We start from the raw sequence: 16,875 nt of genomic DNA, 5'->3' as shown, positions 1-16,875 counted from the left end.
CCAATGGCTGCCGAGATCATCGACGGCAAGGCGATCGCTCAGACCGTGCTCGCCAAAGCGCGCGCCGCGGCTTCGGCCTTCACCCCCCGGGCGGGTCGCCCACCAGGGCTCGCCGTGGTGCTGGTCGGCGAGGACCCGGCAAGCCAGGTCTATGTCCGCAACAAGAGCCGCGAGGCCGAGGCCGCGGGTTTCCGCTCGGAGCAGCATAACCTGCCGGTGACGACCACCGAGGCCGAACTGCTGGCCCTGGTGGCACGGCTCAATGCCGATCCCGGCATTGACGGCATCCTGGTGCAATTGCCATTGCCCAGGACGATCGACACCGACCGGGTGCTGATGGCCGTCGATCCGGCCAAGGACGTCGACGGCTTCCATCCGGTCAATGTCGGGCTGCTCGGCAGCGGTGCCACGGCGCGCGCCCTGGTGCCCTGCACGCCAGCCGGTTCGCTGATCCTGATCGAAAGCGTGCTGGGGCCATCGCTTGCCGGCAAGCAGGCCGTCGTCGTCGGACGGTCGAATATCGTCGGCAAGCCGATCGCCCAGTTGCTGTTGCAGCGCGACGCAACCGTCACCATCGCCCATTCCAAGACCGCCGATCTTGCCGCCGTCTGCCGTCGCGCCGACGTGCTGGTCGCGGCCGTCGGCCGCCCGGAAATGATCCGCGGCGACTGGATCAGGCCCGGTGCGGTGGTCGTCGATGTCGGCATCAACCGCATTCCGGCGCCGGAGCGCGGCGAAGGCAGGACGCGCCTGGTCGGCGACGTGGCAACCCGGGAGGCGGCCGAAATCGCCCGGGCGATCACGCCGGTGCCCGGCGGTGTCGGACCCATGACCATTGCGTTGCTGATGGCCAATACCGTGACCGCGGCGCATCTTCGCGAAGGCCTGCCACGGCCGGTTTTCGGAGCCTGACCACAACGGAGGGACCGACAATGGCAACCCGGTTCGTCATTGTCGGCGCCGGCGCCATCGGCTGCCATGTCGGCGGCCGGTTGGCGGCAGCGGGCGAGCAGGTGGTGTTCGTGGCGCGGCGGCGCATTGCTGATGCGCTGGAAGGCCATGGCCTCGTGGTCAGCGACCTCGACGGCTTTCGCGCCGCGCTCGAACCAAGATGTTTCGTCGCGGTCGACACCGTCGCGGAGGCCGCGGCGGGTGGCCAGCCGAGCTTTGTCCTGTTGTGTACCAAAGGCGGCGCGACCGTCACGGCCGCCGGCGAGATCGGCGCAGCCTTTGCTCAGGGCACGCCGATCCTGTCGCTGCAGAACGGCATCGACAACGGCGATCGGATCCGCAGCGCCGCACCCGGGTGCCAGGCGCTCGCCGGAATGGTGCCGTTCAACGTCGTGCTGACGACGGGCAGCGACGGCCGGCTGACCGCCCATCGGGCGACGTCGGGCCAGTTATATGCCGAAGACCATGTCGCATGCCGGTCCGTCGAGGCCGCGTTCGCACGGGCCGGGCTGCCGCTCAAACTGGCCGCCGACATGGCCGCGGTACAATGGGGCAAGCTCCTGTTGAACCTCAATAATCCGGTGAATGCGCTGGCTGGACTGCCACTGCGCGAGGAGTTGCTGGATGCCGGCTACCGGCGCGTGCTGGCGGCACTCCAGGACGAGGCGCTTGACGTGATGCGCAAGGCCGGCATCAGGCCCGCCAAGGTCGGCGCGGCCCCGCCGCGCCTCATCCCGACCATCCTGCGCCTGCCGACCTGGGCTTTTTCGCGCATCGCCGCCAGCATGCTGAAGATCGATTCGTCAGCCCGCTCGTCGATGTGGGACGACATCCACGCCGGGCGGACGACCGAAATCGACGATCTCTGCGGTGCGATCGTCCGCCTGGCGACGGCGCATGGCCTGACCGCACCGAAAAATGCCGCGATGGCAGATCTGGTGAAACATCCCGGCGGATCGCGGCGTTATTCCGGCCCAGACCTGCTACAGCGCCTTCACCAGCCATGATCGGTCCCTGCCCCGCGCGTCGCCAACCTTGATTTCCGGCGCGCAAGGCTCGATATCGGGCCCAACCCCTTTGTCCGTAGTCAGCGAGTTGCCATGAACAACCCGAATAAAGCGCATGAGTTCGCGCCCATCGATGATGCCCCGGCCCACGAGAACCCGCCGGGCGCCGATCCGGCCCTGGACGTGCCCAAGCACGAGGAGGCCGAGGGCGACACCGGCGATCCGCGCGAGGCGGAGCTTGCCGCCGCGCGCGCCGAGGCCCGTGACATGAAGGACCGGCTGTTGCGCACGCTGGCCGAGATGGAAAATCTCAGGAAGCGCACCGAGCGCGAAGTGGCCGACGCCAAGGTCTATGGCGTCGCCTCGTTTGCCCGCGACATGCTGAGCGTCGCCGACAATATCCGCCGCGCCTTCGACAGCGCGCCTGCCGAGGCCCAGGCCGAAGACGGACCGCTGAAGGCCTTCGTCGACGGCATCAGCCTGACCGAGCGCGAACTGCTCAAGACGCTGGAGAAGCACGGCGTCAAGAAGATCGAGCCGGACGGCCAGAAATTCGACCCCAACCTGCATCAGGCCATGTTCGAACTGCCCAATCCGGACGTGCCCAATGGCACGGTGGTGCAAACGGTCCAGGCCGGCTACGTCATCGGCGAGCGGGTGCTGCGCCCGGCCCTGGTCGGCGTCTCCAAGGGTGGGCCGAAGACGGCTCCGGCCGCGGCGTCCTCCGAAGGCGCATGAGGGAGTGACCGGGGTCCAGCCGGCCATCGAGCTGATCGGCGTGGGCGTCTTCGCCCTCACCGGAGCGATGGTCGCGGCGCGCAAGTCGATGGACCCTTTCGGCTTCATCATGCTCGGCACCGTGACGGGGATCGGCGGCGGCACGCTGCGCGATCTCCTGATCGGGGCGACGCCACTGGCCTGGATCTTCGATCCGACGGTGGTCATCATCTGCGCCGTCGTCTCGATCGTCGCCTTTTTCACGGCGCATCAGTTCGAGAAGGAAAGTCGCGCGCGGATCCTGCTCTGGGCCGACGCGGTCGGACTTGCGCTATTTGCCGTCAGCGGCACGGCCAGGGGTTTCGCGGCCGGCGCCCCGGCGATCTCGGCGATCCTGCTCGGCGTCGTCACCGCGACCTTCGGCGGCATCATCAGAGACGTCATGGCCGGCGACGTGCCCCTGGTGCTCAAGCGCGACATCTATGTGACCGCGGCGCTGGCCGGCGCGATCGTCTTCGCCCTGACCTCGTCGGTCGTCCCCTCGCCGCTTCCCGCGCTGTTCGGCTTTGCGGTCGCCTTCGTCGCGCGGGCGCTGGCGATCACCCATGGCCTGTCCTTGCCGCAATATGGCAGCCGGCGCGACGAGTAACGGGCGAGCGATCCCCCGGGCCTTATTCGACGCGCTCGAGCATGCGACGCGGCGCGCAGCGCAGGCCGGCCTCACCGGCGCAACTGGCGAATGAATAGAGGATCGCGTCGGCGCGGCCGATCAGGTTCTCGACCGGCACGAAGCCCATCGACGAGAACCGGCTGTCGGAGGAATTGTCCCGGTTGTCGCCAAGCATGAACAGCCGGCCTTCGGGAACGATCGCCTCGGCCATGTCGCTCATCGGGCTGCGCCGGTCGCGCAGCAGGATGGTGTGTGGCTCGGCGCCGGGAAGGGTCTCCCGATAAGCGGTGACGGCGACGATCGCACCGGACGGGTCGCGATAGGTCCAATGGCCGGATTCGGCGAGCGGCACCGCGGCACCGTTCAGCCAGACGCGGCCCTCGCGGATCGCCACCCGGTCGCCCGGCAGGCCGACCACCCGCTTGATGAAGTCCTCGCCCGAGACCGGGTGGCGGAACACCGCGACATTGCCGCGCGCCGGCATGGCCGCCGGAATGCGGCCGGTCTCACCGGGGAAGCGCGGCAGGTAGTCGCCGCCGACCAGGGAGAAACGGCTGTAGCCATAGGGGAATTTGACCGCCGCGACGCGGTCGCCAACCTCGAGCGTCGGCACCATGCTTTCGCTCGGGATATGATAGGTGGCAAAAGCAAAGGAGCGCAGCACCACCACGATGGCCAGCGCGCCGATGATGGTGTTGGCGAGGTCGCGAATCTTCGACATGAAAAGGGGTCCGAACGATGCGGCCGGACCATCCTTGTCGAATGCGGCCAGGATGGGGCGGTCTTCAGCTCTTGCTCAGGAGGTCCTGGATCGCCTGCACCAGTCCGGCGCGCGGGGCGGCGAACTGCGCCGGCCGCGCCGCCCGCCATTCGGCATTGTCGGTGATCGACTTGGCCGCTTCCGCGCCGGCGACCAGATCCTTGATCATCACCTCGCCGGCGGCGAGTTCGTTCGAGCCTTGGATGATCACCGCCGGCGCGCCGCGCCGGTCGGCATATTTCATCTGCGCCTTCATGCCGGACGAGCCGAGATAGATCTCGGCCCGAATGCCGGCGCGGCGCAGTTCGGTGACCATGGCCTGGTAGTCGGCGACCCGGTCCTTGTCCATGACCAGCACGACGATCGGGCCGGGGATGGCGGCGGCGTCGAGCTTGCCAAGCGATTTCAAGGCGGCGGCGAGCCTGGAGACGCCGATCGAGAAGCCTGCGGCCGGCACCTCTTCGCCGCGAAAGCGGGCGATCAGGCCGTCATAACGGCCGCCGCCGGCGACCGAACCGAAACGCACCACCTGGCCTTCGTCATTGGTGACCGGGAAGGTCAGTTCGACCTCGTAGACGGGCCCCGTGTAATATTCGAGGCCACGCACGACCGAGGGGTCGATGACGATGCGGTCCTCGCCGTAACCGCCGGCGGCGAACAAGCCGGCCATGGTGCGCAATTCGCCAACCCCGGCCGCAGCGCGTTCGAAGCCGTCGACAACCCGATCGAGATTGGCCAGCGTGGTCTGAGCGTCAGCCCCCTTGGCCGCGGTGAAAGCCAGCACGCGGCTGATCGCCGGCTCGTCCAGCCCGGCGCCCTTGGTGAAATCGCCGCTTTCGTCCTTGCGCCCGGGCCCCAGCAGCAGCCCGACCCCCTCGGGGCCGAACTTGTCCAGCTTGTCGATTGCCCTGAGCACAGTCAGCCGCTTGCCGGCATTGTCGTCGCCGCCGAGGCCGATCGCCTCCAGCACGCCGTCGAGAACCTTGCGGTTGTTGATCCTGACGACATAGTCGCCGCGCTGGATGCCGAGCGCTTCCATGGTATCGGCAGCCATCATGCAGATTTCGGCATCGGCTGCCGGCGTCGCCGAGCCCACGGTGTCGGCATCGAACTGCATGAACTGGCGGAACCGGCCGGGGCCGGGCTTCTCGTTGCGGAAGACATAGCCCGCGCGATAGCTGCGATAAGGTTTCGCCAGGGCGTCGAAATTCTCGGCGACGTAGCGCGCCAGCGGCGCGGTCAGGTCGTAACGCAGGGACAGCCACTGCTCGTCGTCGTCCTGCAGCGAGAAGACGCCCTCGTTCGGCCGGTCCTGGTCTGGCAGGAACTTGCCGAGCGCATCGGTGAATTCGAAGGCCGGGGTCTCCACCGCCTCGAAACCATAGAGCTCGTAGACCTTGCGGATGGTCTCGAGCATGGCATTGGTGGCGGCGATCTCGGCCGGCCCGCGATCGGCGAAGCCGCGCGGCAGGCGGGCCAGGGGGCCGGCTTTCTTTTTCGGATTCTCGGACATGAGGCGGCCTTTTGGCGCGAAACTTCAGGCCCGCTTGCTAGCGCACCCTCGGTTCGATGTCGACCGCAGGCCGGATCGGCGGCCAGCTGACCCGGATGTCTCGCACGGGCTATGGCTTGACGGTAAAAGACAGGTCGAACGAGGTCTGCTTGCTGCCGGCGCGGTCACGCACCGTGGTGCGCACGACATAGTCGCCAGGCTCGACGCCCGAGAAGGAATAGGTGACATAGACGAAGAATTCGCGATTGCGCCGCCGGCTGGCGGTGGCGATCGTGTTGAAGGCCTGCTGGGCGACCAGCGCCTGGCCGTCCTTGGTGCGCAGCTCGAAGTCGAGCACCAGGTCGGTGCGGAACAGATCGCCGGAGCGGCGCCAGCCCTGGCCGTTGAGCTCGACATAGACGAGCAAGGGCTGGCCGGCGTCGAAACTCGATGAATCGCGCGGGTTGAACACGCCATAACCCTGCGGCTCCTCGGCGACCAGGGTCGCCCGGCGCACGGTCAGCGGCATGCGTTCCCAGATCGTCACCGCGGCCTCGTCGAGGGCATCGAGCGCCTCGGTCGAACGGCCGGCGCTGGCCGCCTCCTGGGCCCGCTTGATGGCGGCGGAGATGTCGACCGCAGCCGGGCCAACCGGCGCCGGCAGCACGGTGTCGGGCGCCTGCTGGACCGGCGGCACCGCCTGCTGCACGGGCGCCGGCGTCGCCCCGGTCGAGGGCGGGGTCTGCGCTTCAGCGGCGAGCGGCCACGCGAGGAGGCCGGCGGCGAGCGCACAGCGTTTCAGGGCGGTCGGATGCATTGGCGAGACTGGCCTCCGGTCGAATCGCGAGCCTGACGATATCATGGCCGCCATATCATGCCCGACCGCCCGGCAAGATGACTTGGCTCCGGCAATATGACTTGGCTGCCGCGACGGCTGAGCCTGAGAGGCTGGGGCAGGACGCAGCGGGGAGCGGCCATGCAGCCGCCTGGTCAGGGCTGCATTGTGTTTGCCGGATGGCAGCACTATGACCGTCTCCCCTTTCGAAATGGTCGCGTCATCGTTATCTCCCCGGACTATCCCGCCTCCGCGGCGTCGTGGTTTGTTGCCCGGCCCGTAACCGCCTCCCGCTCAGGACATGCCGATGGCTCGTGATACCGTCGACCTCACGCCGATCGAATCTCGCGACGAACTGGTCGCATGGATCGAAAAGGGCGTGAAACCGAAAGACCGCTTCCGGGTCGGGACGGAGCACGAGAAATTCGGCTTCTACCGCGCCGATCATCAGCCCGTGCCCTATGGCGGCCCACGTGGCATCGCCAAGATCCTCGAAGGCATGGAAGGATTGCTCGGCTGGGAGCCGATTGTCGACGACGGCAATATCATCGGGCTCGCCGATGTCACCGGCGGCGGCGCGATCTCGCTGGAACCTGGCGGCCAGTTCGAATTGTCGGGCGCGCCGTTCGAGACGCTGCACCAGACCTGGATGGAGGCACATGCCCATTTCGCCCAGGTGCGCGAGATCGCCGATCCCATGGGCATCGGCTTTCTCGGGCTCGGCATGAGTCCGAAATGGTCACGCGCCGAAACGCCGGTCATGCCGAAATCGCGCTACCAGATCATGACGCGCTACATGCCGCAGGTCGGCAGCCTCGGCCTCGACATGATGTACCGGACCTCGACCGTGCAGGCCAATGTCGACTTCGGCTCGGAAGCCGACATGGTCAAGAAGCTCAGGGTCTCGCTCGCCTGGCAGCCGGTCGCCACCGCGATCTTCGCCAATTCGCCGTTCACCGAGGGCAAGCTCAACGGCTATCTGTCGTTCCGCTCGGCAGTCTGGCTCGATACCGACAACAACCGGTCGGGGATGCTGCCTTTCGCCTTCGAGGACGGCATGAGCTTCGAGCGTTACGTCGACTATGCGCTCGACGTCCCCATGTATTTCGTCAAACGCGGCGACATCTATCATGATGTCGCCGGTGCCTCGTTTCGCGACCTGATGGCGGGAACGCTCAATTCACTGCCCGGCGAGCGCGCGGTCTTGTCCGACTGGGTCAACCATCTCGGCACGATCTTCCCCGAGGTCCGGCTCAAGCGCTATCTGGAAATGCGCGGCGCCGATTCAGGACCGCTGTCGCGGATCGTCGCGCTGCCTGCCCTGTTCGTCGGCCTGCTCTATGATGACGGTGCGCTCGATGCGGCCTGGGACATCGTCAAGCACTGGACCGCGGAGGAGCGGCAGAAACTGCGCGAGGACGTGCCGAAGCTCGGTTTCAAGGCCGAGATCCGCGGCATCACGGTGCAGGAACTGGCGCGCCAGATGCTGACGCTGGCGCGTGCCGGCCTGCGCCGGCGCGACCGTCTCGACATCAATGGCTGCGACGAGACGCGTTACCTCGAGCCGATCCAGATGATCGTTGACGACGGCCGCACCGCCGCGGAGACACTGATCGAGAAATATCTTGGCCCATGGCAGGGCCAGATCGAGCCGGTGTTCGACGAACTGGCCTATTGATCACCTCGCGCCGCGTGCCGGCGCGTCACACCGCCGGGTCGCGCGGCCCCGGCCATTGGTCGCGGGCGGCCGGATCGACAACCGTCATGCCGATGCCCTCGGTCGCGCGCACCGGCACCGCCGACGGGTCGAAATCATCCAGGCAGAAGATATTGACCCCGTAGTGGTCGGGCGCGGCGCGCTTGCGGTGAAAGGTGTAGATGCCGCAGACCGAACAGAAATAGTGCTTGGCGCGGCGCGTATTCCATTCATAGAGCCTCAGCGCGTCGGCGCCGGACAGGATGGTCAATTGGCTCTCGTGGACCTTGGTCATGAGGGCATTGCGCTTGGCGCAAAGCGAACAGTCGCAGGTCGTCAGCTCGACGATATCGGCATCGAGCCGGAAGCTGACCGCGCCACAATGGCATGAGCCGAAATGGCGCCCCATCGGACTATTCGGCGGCTTGCGCGTGTTCGCTGAGGTTGTCGAGGCCGGACACCACGTGGTCGGCCAGCGCGTCGGCGAGCGCCGACATTTCGTGGGGGTTGCGCAGCAGCGCGATGCGCACGCTCGGCAGCGCCGGGAAGCCGTCCGCGGCCTGCAGCACACGCATGCCGGGACGCAGGGCCGATTCCGGCAGCACCGAGACGGCGAGCCCGGCCATGACGGCGGCACCGACCGCGGTCGAGTTCCAGCTGGCATAGAGGATGCGATAGGCGCGTCCGGCGCTCTCCAGCCTTTCGGTGGCGGCGCGGCGCCAGTCGCAGGTCGGCCGGCCGACGGCCAGGGGCACCGGATCGTCGCAATGGACCGAAGCGCGGGCGGAGGCGACCCAGAGCAGCTGTTCGCGCCGGAACACCAGGGCCGGGCCCTTTTCCGGCCGATGGGTGATGATGGCGATGTCGAGATCATTGGCCTGAATGCGTTCGGCCAGCATGGACGAGGGTTCGCAGACCACCGTCACTTCGGCCCGCGGGTTCGACCGCGAGAACCGCGCCAGGATTTCCGGCAAATAGCGGTCGGCATAGTCGTCCGGCACGCCGAGTCGGACCCGGCCGGTCAGTTCGGCGCCGGAAAAGGCCGAAACCGCCTCCATGTTGAGCTTCACAATGCGCCGGGCGTAGTCGAGCAGGCGCTCGCCATCCTCGGTCAGCCGCGAAGCGCGGCCGTCGCGTTCGAACAGCGCCTTGCCGACCCGCTCCTCCAGCCGCTTCATCTGCATGGACACGGCCGACTGGGTCTTGAACACCACGTCCGCCGCCCGGGTGAAGCTGCCGGTATCGGCAATCGCCATGAAGGTTCGCAATTGATCGATGTCGAGAAGAATGGCCATGGGGTGCCCAAAAGGTTCGCATCAACGTCTCTGATGAGAGACATTAAAAACATTCGCTTCAATGATCAATCTCAATGTGCGATCGTTTGCCCATCGGAAAGCGTCCATTCGCACGGGAGATTCCCGGCCGCACGTGCCACCCGGCACGAGCGTCAGGTGCTGCTTGTCCGCATGATGTCTGAAAGGAGACACCTCATGGCTATGATCACCGCTACTCTCGCTTCCGCCTTTTTCTCGGTGGTCGGCGTTGCGCGTCGTCAGGTCCAGGTGATCAATTCCTGGCGTCAGGCGCGACAGGACTATGCTGCCCTGTGCGAGATGGACGACAAAACGCTCGCCGACCTCGGCTTGTCGCGAGGCGATCTTCGAGACGCCACGGCAGCCGGATATTTCGGCGATCCGACTGTGATCGTCGCGACCCGTGCCGCCGAACGTGGCCATGGCCGCCGGCCGCAGGTAGTCGCCGTCACCGGCCCGTCGATCGTCCCCGACGTCGTCAGTCATCTGCCGCGCGTCGCCACCTGCAATTGATCCCAGGCGTTTCTCCGTTTCAGTGGAACGGAGAAACGCCTGGCCACGTTGTTCCCACGCATTTTGCGCGGAGAGCCTTACCCCGCGCTCCGCACAGCCTGTCCCGAGGGCCGGTCGTCCCCTCGCCCGCCACTCGGGACAACCTCAAGCCGCCGTGGTCCGCCGCGGCGGCTTTTTTCTTGTTTCCGCGCGCGCCATCGCAAGGCCGCGCATGGTTGCATCGCTCCGGCCGACCTATCGCGACCCGCGCAACGCAGATAGCAATCGCTCATGACGCTTGCGGCCTTCCCAACCGATCCAGCCTTTTATGCCGTCGGCATCACCGCGACCTTCCTGATGGGGCTCGGCAAGGGCGCCTTCGGCGGCGGCCTGGCGATCCTCGGCATTCCGCTGCTGGCGCTGGTCATGGATCCGATCCAGGCGTCGATCGTCACCGCCCTGCTCGTCGCCTTCATGGACATTTTCGCGATCGGCAGCTTTCCGCGCAGCGCCTGGTCAAAGCCCGATCTGGCCTGGCTGCTGCCGGGCCTGGTCGCCGGCACCCTTGCCGGGTTCATGGTGTTTGAATATGTCGACCAGCGCGTTCTCGCGCTGATCATCGCAGTGATCACGCTTGCCTTTACCGCCCGCTATTTCCTGAAAACCGGCGCCGCCGCGCCAAGCCTGCCGGTATCGCCACGCCTGGCGCTCGCCGCCAGTGCCGGGGCCGGCTTCACCACCTATATCGCCCATGCCGGCGGCCCGCCGCTCGCCATGTATCTGCTGCGCCGCGATCTGACCAAGACCGCCTATGCGGCAACCACCATCGTCGTGTTCACGCTCGGCAATCTGATCAAGCTGCCGGGCTTCGTCTATTCGGGGCTCGACCAGCCGGGGGTGTTCGTCAAGGCGCTGGCGCTCGCGCCGATCGTGCCGGTCGGCGTGCTGATCGGCCGGCGGCTGCATGACGGCCTGTCGCGTGAAAAGCTCTACGGTCTTTGTTATGGCCTGGTCGGAATCGCCGGCGCCAAGCTGCTCTGGGATGCGATCCGCGCATTGTGGCCGACATGACGACCCGCCCATCCAAATCGCCAGTTCCCATGCCATTCCTGGTCGGAGCCTTCGGGGTCTTCCTGCTGGCGCTGATGGACGCGCTGATCAAGAGTGTCGCCGCGGCCCATGCGACACCCCAGATCGTGTTCATGCGCTTTGCCTGCGGCCTGCCCTGGGCGATCCTGGCGCTCGCCGTGCTGCGGCCGCCCATGCCTGGCAGGGAAATGGTCCGCGCCCATCTGTTCCGCGGCGCACTGGTGGTGCTGACCGCCGGCCTGTTCTTTTATGCCCTGGCCAAGCTGGAGCTCGCCGAGGCGATCACGCTCGCCTTCCTGTCGCCGCTGTTTCTCGCCGCACTCGCGGCCCTGATCCTCAAGGAAGCGATTTCTCCGGCGGTGATGATCGCCATCGTCGTCGGTTTCATCGGCATGGCGATCATCGTCGCCGGCAAGGTCGGCGGCGGCGTGTTCGATCTCACCCGCATTCTCGGCATCGCCGCGGCGATCCTCAGCGCATTCTTCTACGCAGCCAATCTGGTGCTGCTCAGACAACGCGCCCAGACCGACGCGCTCGGACTGATCGTGCTGTTCCAGAACCTCTTCCCCATGCTCATGATCGCGCCCTTCGCCTACATGGTCTGGGAGACCCCGGACCCGCGCTCCTGGGTGCTGTTCGCCGGCATCGGCCTGCTCGGCCTCGCCGGCCACCTGTGCATGGCCTGGGCCTTTGCGCGCGCCAATGCCGGCCCGCTCGGCGTGCTCGAATACAGCGCGCTGATCTGGGGCTCGGCGCTCGGCTATCTCGCCTTCGGCGAAGTGCCCAGCTGGACGACCTGGGCCGGCGCGGCGCTGATCATCGCCGCCTGCCTGGCGGTCGCGCGGCGGCAAACCGGCCGCTGAGGTCAGGCTGCCGGCGGGCGGGCTTCGAAGATCATGCAGGTTTCGGTGCCATGGGCGATCAGACGGCCCTTGGCGTCGGTCAGGCGCGCCTCGGACGTGGCGATCCGGCCGCCGGCATGAATGACCTTGCCTTCGCAGCGCAGGACGCCGGCGTCGGGCAGAAGCGCGCGGACATAATTCACCTTCATCTCGACAGTGGTATAGCCCTGCCCCGCCTTGATGACGGTATGGACGGCGCAGCCGAGTGCCGAATCCAGCATGGTGGCGTGCCAGCCGCCATGGATGGTGGCCAGCGGATTGTAGAAATCGGCTGACGGCGTGCCCTCGAACACGGCCTTTCCGGGCTCGACCTCGACCAGCAGGAAACCCATGGTCTTGGCGATCGGCGGCGCCGGGTGGCGCCCGGCAAGCATGTCGCGCAGAAAATCGATGCCATCCTGGGCGGCGGCTTCAGCGGGCGGAACAACACCGTAATGAATCGTCATCTGTCACCTATCGTGTAACTGCACGTTACGGATGCTGCCACGGCCGGTCAAGCGCCGCCGCTCAGGCCTCGCGCGCCTTCAGCGTCCTGCGAATGGCGCGCAAGCCCTCGCGGGTGTCGTGCCACAGCGCCGCGCCCACGGCTCCCTCCATCCGGGCATGTTCAGCCTCCCAGAGCGGGATGGCGGTGGACAGGAGGCCGGTGCCGGTCTCGGTCAGTTCCGGCTTCATCGCCCGGCCTGGGCCGCTGGAAACGCTGACCAGGCCGGATGTCTCGAGCCGCTTCAGATTGCGGGTCATGGTGGTGCGGTCGAGCGCCAGCACATCGGACAAGGCGGTAACCGAGGCCACATGTCCCGAGGCCAGCGCCGCCAGGATGTTGAACTGGGTCACCTCCAGGCCGAGCGGGGCGAGGATCCGGTTATAGGCGCGCGTCACCGCATGGGCGGTCATGCGCGTCTGGAAACAGATGCAGGAACGCGCGATCCGCGTCAGCGTGGCTTGATCGGGGGCCGTCTTCATGTCGTCACGATCCGGCGAGACAAGGGCGACGTCAAGTTTTGGTCGCGAGCGGCGCGTTCTTGACTCTCTCCGGCCATACGCTTATCTCCCCGACCAGCTGTTAGCAGTCACGCTACACGAGTGCTAACAGCTCGGCCGATCTCGGCCGCCACGATATTCTGCGGCCTTCGCGCCGCTCATTTCAGGGACCATCAACCCATGAAGTTCCGTCCGCTGCACGACCGCGTGGTCGTTCGTCGCCTGGAGTCCGAGGAGAAGACCAAGGGCGGCATCATCATCCCGGATACCGCCAAGGAAAAGCCGCAGGAAGGCGAAGTGATCGCCGTCGGCGCCGGTGCCCGTGACGAAGCCGGCAAGCTGGTTCCGCTCGACGTGAAGAAGGGCGACAAGGTGCTCTTCGGCAAGTGGTCGGGCACGGAAGTGAAGATCGACGGCGTCGACCTCCTCATCATGAAGGAGAGCGACATCATGGGCGTGATCGCGAAGTAATTTCGCACCGCCCAGCCCCTCCCCTTTAGTTCTTTCCGACAGGAGTAAGCCAATGGCTGCCAAGGACGTGAAATTCGCCCAGGACGCGCGCGAGAAAATGCTGCGCGGCGTCGACATCCTCGCCGAAGCCGTCAAGGTGACGCTCGGCCCCAAGGGCCGCAACGTCGTCATCGAAAAGTCGTTCGGCGCGCCGCGCATCACCAAGGACGGCGTCACCGTCGCCAAGGAGATCGAGCTCGCCGACAAGTTCGAGAACATGGGCGCCCAGATGGTGCGCGAAGTGGCCTCGAAGACCAACGACCTCGGCGGCGACGGCACCACCACCGCCACCGTTCTCGCCCAGGCGATCGTCCGTGAGGGCGCCAAGTTCGTCGCCGCCGGCATGAACCCGATGGATCTGAAGCGCGGCGTCGACCAGGCTGTGCTCGAGGTCGTCAAGACCCTCGAAAAGTCGGCCAAGAAGGTCAAGTCCTCGGCTGAAGTCGCCCAGGTCGGCACCATCTCGGCGAACGGCGACAAGCTGATCGGCGACATGATCGCCAACGCCATGCAGAAGGTCGGCAACGAGGGCGTCATCACGGTCGAAGAGGCCAAGAGCCTCGACACCGAAGTCGACATCGTCGAAGGCATGCAGTTCGACCGCGGCTACCTGTCGCCCTACTTCATCACCAATGCCGACAAGATGATCGCGGATCTCGAGGATGCCTATATCCTCATCCACGAGAAGAAGCTGACTGGCCTCCAGGCCATGCTGCCGGTGCTCGAGTCGGTCGTCCAGACCGGCAAGCCGCTGATCATCGTCGCCGAGGACGTCGAGGGCGAGGCTCTGGCCACCCTCGTGGTCAACAAGCTGCGCGGCGGCCTGAAGGTCGCAGCCGTGAAGGCTCCGGGCTTCGGCGATCGCCGCAAGGCGATGCTCGAGGACATCGCGATCCTCACCGGCGGCCAGGTCATCTCCGAAGACCTGGGCATCAAGCTCGAGAACGTCACTCTCCAGATGCTCGGCCGCGCCAAGAAGGTGCTGATCGAGAAGGAAAAGACGACGGTCGTCGACGGTGCCGGCAAGAAGAAGGACATCGAGGCCCGCATCGGCCAGATCAAGGCGCAGATCGAGGAGACCACCTCGGACTACGACCGCGAGAAGCTGCAGGAGCGTCTGGCCAAGCTCGCCGGTGGCGTGGCGGTGATCAAGGTTGGCGGTGCCACCGAGATCGAAGTCAAGGAGAAGAAGGATCGCGTTGACGACGCGCTCAACGCCACCCGCGCGGCCGTGCTGGAAGGCATCGTCCCGGGCGGCGGCGTCGCTCTGCTCCGCGCCAAGGCCAGCATCGCGAAGCTGAAGTCGGAGAACGTCGACGTTCAGGCCGGCATCAATATCGTGCTGAAGGCCATCGAAGCGCCGATCCGTCAGATCGTCGAGAACGCCGGCGTCGAAGGTTCGATCGTGGTCAACAAGATCATGGAGAGCAAGTCGGCGACCTACGGCTTCAACGCCCAGACCGAAGAATATGTCGACATGTTCGATGCCGGCATCGTCGACCCGGTGAAGGTGGTTCGCACCGCCCTGCAGAACGCCGCCTCGGTGGCTTCGCTGCTCATCACCACGGGCGCGATGATTGCCGAAGCGCCGAAGAAGGAAAGCGCTGCTCCGGCCATGCCGGGCGGCGGCGGCATGGGCGGCATGGATTTCTGATCCAGCCACTCCAACCTCCACGCATACGGAAGGGGCGCCGCAAGGCGCCCCTTTTCGTTTGGCCTTGCCGGCATCGGGCAAGCCCTCCGGGCACGCAAAGCTGTCCAGCCATTGGCACCGGCTTTCGACCGTGGGAGTTTAAGCGATATCGAGCCGCCTGGATCCGCGGCTGGCTGATCCACCCGATGTGCAGCGAAACGGGAGACTGACATGCGACGCCGTAGCTTCCTCACCGGCGCCCTCGCCGCGGCGGCCTTGCCGCGTTCCACCCTGGCCCAGACGCCCTCCCGCGCGAATGTGCTGAAATATGTGCCGCAGGCCGATCTGACCGTGCTCGACCCGATCGGCACGACGGCCTATGTCACCCGTCACCACGCCCTGCTGGTCTATGATCAGCTCTACGGCATCGACAGCCAGTTGAAGCCGCAGCCGCAAATGGTCGAGGGCCACACCGTCGAGGATGACGGCAAGCGCTGGACGTTCAAGCTGCGCGACGGCCTGCGTTTCCACGACGGCGAGCCGGTGCGCGGCCGCGACTGCATTGCCTCGATCAAGCGCTGGGCGGCGCGCGACGCGCTGGGCCAGGCGTTGATCGTCCGGATCGCCGAAATGACGGCGCCCGACGACAAGAGCTTCGTCATCCGCCTGCACAAGCCGTTCGGAGCGCTGCTCGACGCGCTCGCCAAGGTCGGTCCGCCGGCACTGGTCGTCATGCCCGAGCGTTTCGCCAATACCGACCCGTTCAAGCCGATCACCGAAGCGATCGGCTCCGGGCCGTTCAAATGGGTCCCGGGCGAACGGCTGGTCGGCGCACGGGCGGTCTATGAACGTTACGACGGCTACAAGCCGCGCGAGAGCGGTCAGCCAGACTGGCTGTCGGGCCCGAAGGTGGCGCATTTCGACCGGGTCGAATGGCTGATCATGCCGGATCCGGCGACGGCCTCGGCCGCCCTGCAGAGCGGCGAGGCGGACTGGTGGGAAAACCCGCCCAACGACCTGCTGCCGCCGCTGGAGCGCAACCGCAATGTGGTGACCGAACAACTCAACCCGCTCGGCATCATGGGAACCGGGATCTTCAACTGCCTGCATCCGCCCTTCGACAAGCCGGCGGTGCGCCGTGTCGTGCTCGAAGCCATGTCGCAGGCCGACTTCATGACCTCGGTCGCCGGCACCGACCAGACCATGTGGCGCGAGGGCGTCGGCATCTTCCCGCCGGGAACACCAATGGCGAGCAATGCCGGCCTCGAGGTGATCACCGCCAAGCGCGACATGCCGGCGCTGCGCGAGAAACTGAAACAGGCCGGCTATCAGGGCGAACGCGTGGTGCTGATGTCGGCCAGCGACCAGTCATCGCTCGCCGCCATTGGCGAGGTCGGCAACGACCTGCTGCGCCAGCTCGGCATGAATGTCGATTTCGCCGTTTCCGATTGGGGCACGGTGGTGCAGCGCCGCGGCAAGAAGGAACCGCCGGCCCAGGGCGGCTGGAACATGTTCCACACCACCTGGACCGGCCTCGACGTGGTCAATCCGGCGGTGATGCAGCCGCTCAGGGCCAATGGCGCGAAAGCCTGGTTCGGCTGGCCCGACCTGCCGGACCTGCAGCGCCTGCAGGATGCCTGGCTCGACGCGCCCGATACCGAAACCCAGAAGCGCGTCGCCGCCGATATCCAGAAGGTGACGCTCGAACAGGTGCCGTTCCTGCCGACAGGCCAGTATTTCTCGAAATCGGCCTATCGGCGCAACGTCACCGGCATCCTCAAGGGCCAGATCGTGTTCTGGAACGCCCGGCGCGCTTGAGCGTCG

At 66.4% G+C, this 16,875-nt stretch carries 18 protein-coding genes; 11 read left to right on the top strand and 7 right to left on the bottom strand.

Annotation, left to right across the window (positions count from 1 at the left end; genetic code table 11):
• Window positions 1-3 precede the first annotated feature (3 nt).
• The 4 genes from folD (at window position 4) to E8M01_RS16155 (ending at window position 3,324) form a co-directional block, all read left to right on the top strand.
• On the top strand, window positions 4-912 hold the full coding sequence (gene folD, locus E8M01_RS16170; RefSeq protein ID WP_136961054.1) for a bifunctional methylenetetrahydrofolate dehydrogenase/methenyltetrahydrofolate cyclohydrolase FolD: 909 nt from the start codon (window positions 4-6) through the stop codon (window positions 910-912).
• Between the two features lie 20 nt (window positions 913-932).
• Window positions 933-1,958: a 2-dehydropantoate 2-reductase gene (locus E8M01_RS16165; protein WP_136961053.1), complete on the top strand. Its 1,026-nt coding sequence runs from the start codon at window positions 933-935 to the stop codon at window positions 1,956-1,958.
• Window positions 1,959-2,051: 93 nt separating this feature from the next.
• Entirely contained in the window at window positions 2,052-2,696 is a 645-nt protein-coding gene (gene grpE / locus E8M01_RS16160) for a nucleotide exchange factor GrpE (protein ID WP_136961052.1), read from the top strand.
• A 4-nt stretch (window positions 2,697-2,700) separates the two neighbouring features.
• Window positions 2,701-3,324, top strand: a complete 624-nt coding sequence (locus E8M01_RS16155) for a trimeric intracellular cation channel family protein (RefSeq protein WP_246088756.1) — start codon at window positions 2,701-2,703, stop codon at window positions 3,322-3,324.
• Window positions 3,325-3,346: 22 nt separating this feature from the next.
• Here E8M01_RS16155 and lepB read toward each other — a convergent pair whose 3' ends face one another.
• The 3 genes from lepB to E8M01_RS16140 form a co-directional block, all read right to left on the bottom strand.
• Window positions 3,347-4,066: a signal peptidase I gene (gene lepB / locus E8M01_RS16150; RefSeq protein ID WP_136961051.1), complete on the bottom strand. Its 720-nt coding sequence runs from the start codon at window positions 4,064-4,066 to the stop codon at window positions 3,347-3,349.
• A 64-nt stretch (window positions 4,067-4,130) separates the two neighbouring features.
• Window positions 4,131-5,618, bottom strand: a complete 1,488-nt coding sequence (hisS, locus tag E8M01_RS16145) for a histidine--tRNA ligase (protein ID WP_136961050.1) — start codon at window positions 5,616-5,618, stop codon at window positions 4,131-4,133.
• 109 nt (window positions 5,619-5,727) lie between these two features.
• Window positions 5,728-6,414: a hypothetical protein gene (locus E8M01_RS16140; protein WP_136961049.1), complete on the bottom strand. Its 687-nt coding sequence runs from the start codon at window positions 6,412-6,414 to the stop codon at window positions 5,728-5,730.
• A gap of 325 nt (window positions 6,415-6,739) precedes the next feature.
• Here E8M01_RS16140 and E8M01_RS16135 point away from each other — a divergent pair, with 325 nt between their 5' ends.
• Window positions 6,740-8,110, top strand: coding sequence for a glutamate--cysteine ligase (locus E8M01_RS16135; protein ID WP_136961048.1), 1,371 nt, complete (start codon window positions 6,740-6,742; stop codon window positions 8,108-8,110).
• Between the two features lie 25 nt (window positions 8,111-8,135).
• Here the strand turns inward: E8M01_RS16135 and E8M01_RS16130 are convergent, their stop codons facing one another.
• Together E8M01_RS16130 and E8M01_RS16125 are read right to left on the bottom strand one after the other, a co-directional pair.
• Complete coding sequence (locus E8M01_RS16130) at window positions 8,136-8,537, bottom strand: GFA family protein (protein ID WP_136961047.1); 402 nt, start codon at window positions 8,535-8,537, stop codon at window positions 8,136-8,138.
• 4 nt (window positions 8,538-8,541) lie between these two features.
• The gene (locus E8M01_RS16125) at window positions 8,542-9,423 is read right to left on the bottom strand and encodes a LysR substrate-binding domain-containing protein (RefSeq protein WP_136961046.1); all 882 of its coding nucleotides are present in this window, start codon (window positions 9,421-9,423) and stop codon (window positions 8,542-8,544) included.
• A 195-nt stretch (window positions 9,424-9,618) separates the two neighbouring features.
• Here E8M01_RS16125 and E8M01_RS35080 point away from each other — a divergent pair, with 195 nt between their 5' ends.
• The 3 genes from E8M01_RS35080 (at window position 9,619) to E8M01_RS16110 (ending at window position 11,885) form a co-directional block, all read left to right on the top strand.
• The gene (locus E8M01_RS35080; protein WP_170181920.1) at window positions 9,619-9,954 is read left to right on the top strand and encodes a DUF1127 domain-containing protein; all 336 of its coding nucleotides are present in this window, start codon (window positions 9,619-9,621) and stop codon (window positions 9,952-9,954) included.
• Window positions 9,955-10,224: 270 nt separating this feature from the next.
• A complete protein-coding gene (locus E8M01_RS16115; protein WP_136961044.1) occupies window positions 10,225-11,004 on the top strand; it encodes a sulfite exporter TauE/SafE family protein in 780 nt (259 codons plus the stop codon).
• Window positions 11,001-11,885 (top strand): DMT family transporter, encoded by an 885-nt coding sequence (locus E8M01_RS16110; protein WP_246088755.1) that lies wholly within the window; start codon window positions 11,001-11,003, stop codon window positions 11,883-11,885. The genes E8M01_RS16115 and E8M01_RS16110 overlap by 4 nt, the downstream gene beginning before the upstream one ends.
• Window positions 11,886-11,887: 2 nt before the next feature.
• Here the strand turns inward: E8M01_RS16110 and E8M01_RS16105 are convergent, their stop codons facing one another.
• Window positions 11,888-12,370 (bottom strand): PaaI family thioesterase, encoded by a 483-nt coding sequence (locus E8M01_RS16105; RefSeq protein WP_136961043.1) that lies wholly within the window; start codon window positions 12,368-12,370, stop codon window positions 11,888-11,890.
• A 61-nt stretch (window positions 12,371-12,431) separates the two neighbouring features.
• A complete protein-coding gene (locus tag E8M01_RS16100) occupies window positions 12,432-12,890 on the bottom strand; it encodes a MarR family winged helix-turn-helix transcriptional regulator (RefSeq protein WP_136961042.1) in 459 nt (152 codons plus the stop codon).
• Window positions 12,891-13,088: 198 nt separating this feature from the next.
• On the opposite strand from E8M01_RS16100, the gene groES reads away from it, so the two are divergent.
• From groES to E8M01_RS16085, 3 genes are all read left to right on the top strand, one after another.
• Window positions 13,089-13,379: a co-chaperone GroES gene (groES, locus tag E8M01_RS16095; RefSeq protein ID WP_136961041.1), complete on the top strand. Its 291-nt coding sequence runs from the start codon at window positions 13,089-13,091 to the stop codon at window positions 13,377-13,379.
• Window positions 13,380-13,431: 52 nt separating this feature from the next.
• The gene (gene groL / locus E8M01_RS16090; protein ID WP_136961040.1) at window positions 13,432-15,072 is read left to right on the top strand and encodes a chaperonin GroEL; all 1,641 of its coding nucleotides are present in this window, start codon (window positions 13,432-13,434) and stop codon (window positions 15,070-15,072) included.
• Between the two features lie 210 nt (window positions 15,073-15,282).
• Window positions 15,283-16,869: an ABC transporter substrate-binding protein gene (locus E8M01_RS16085; RefSeq protein ID WP_136961039.1), complete on the top strand. Its 1,587-nt coding sequence runs from the start codon at window positions 15,283-15,285 to the stop codon at window positions 16,867-16,869.
• The last annotated feature ends 6 nt before the right edge of the window (window positions 16,870-16,875 follow it).

It is taken from the genome of Phreatobacter stygius (assembly GCF_005144885.1).
Taxonomy (GTDB): Bacteria; Pseudomonadota; Alphaproteobacteria; order Rhizobiales; family Phreatobacteraceae; genus Phreatobacter; species Phreatobacter stygius.
This window is presented reverse-complemented; position numbering and strand designations above follow the sequence as displayed.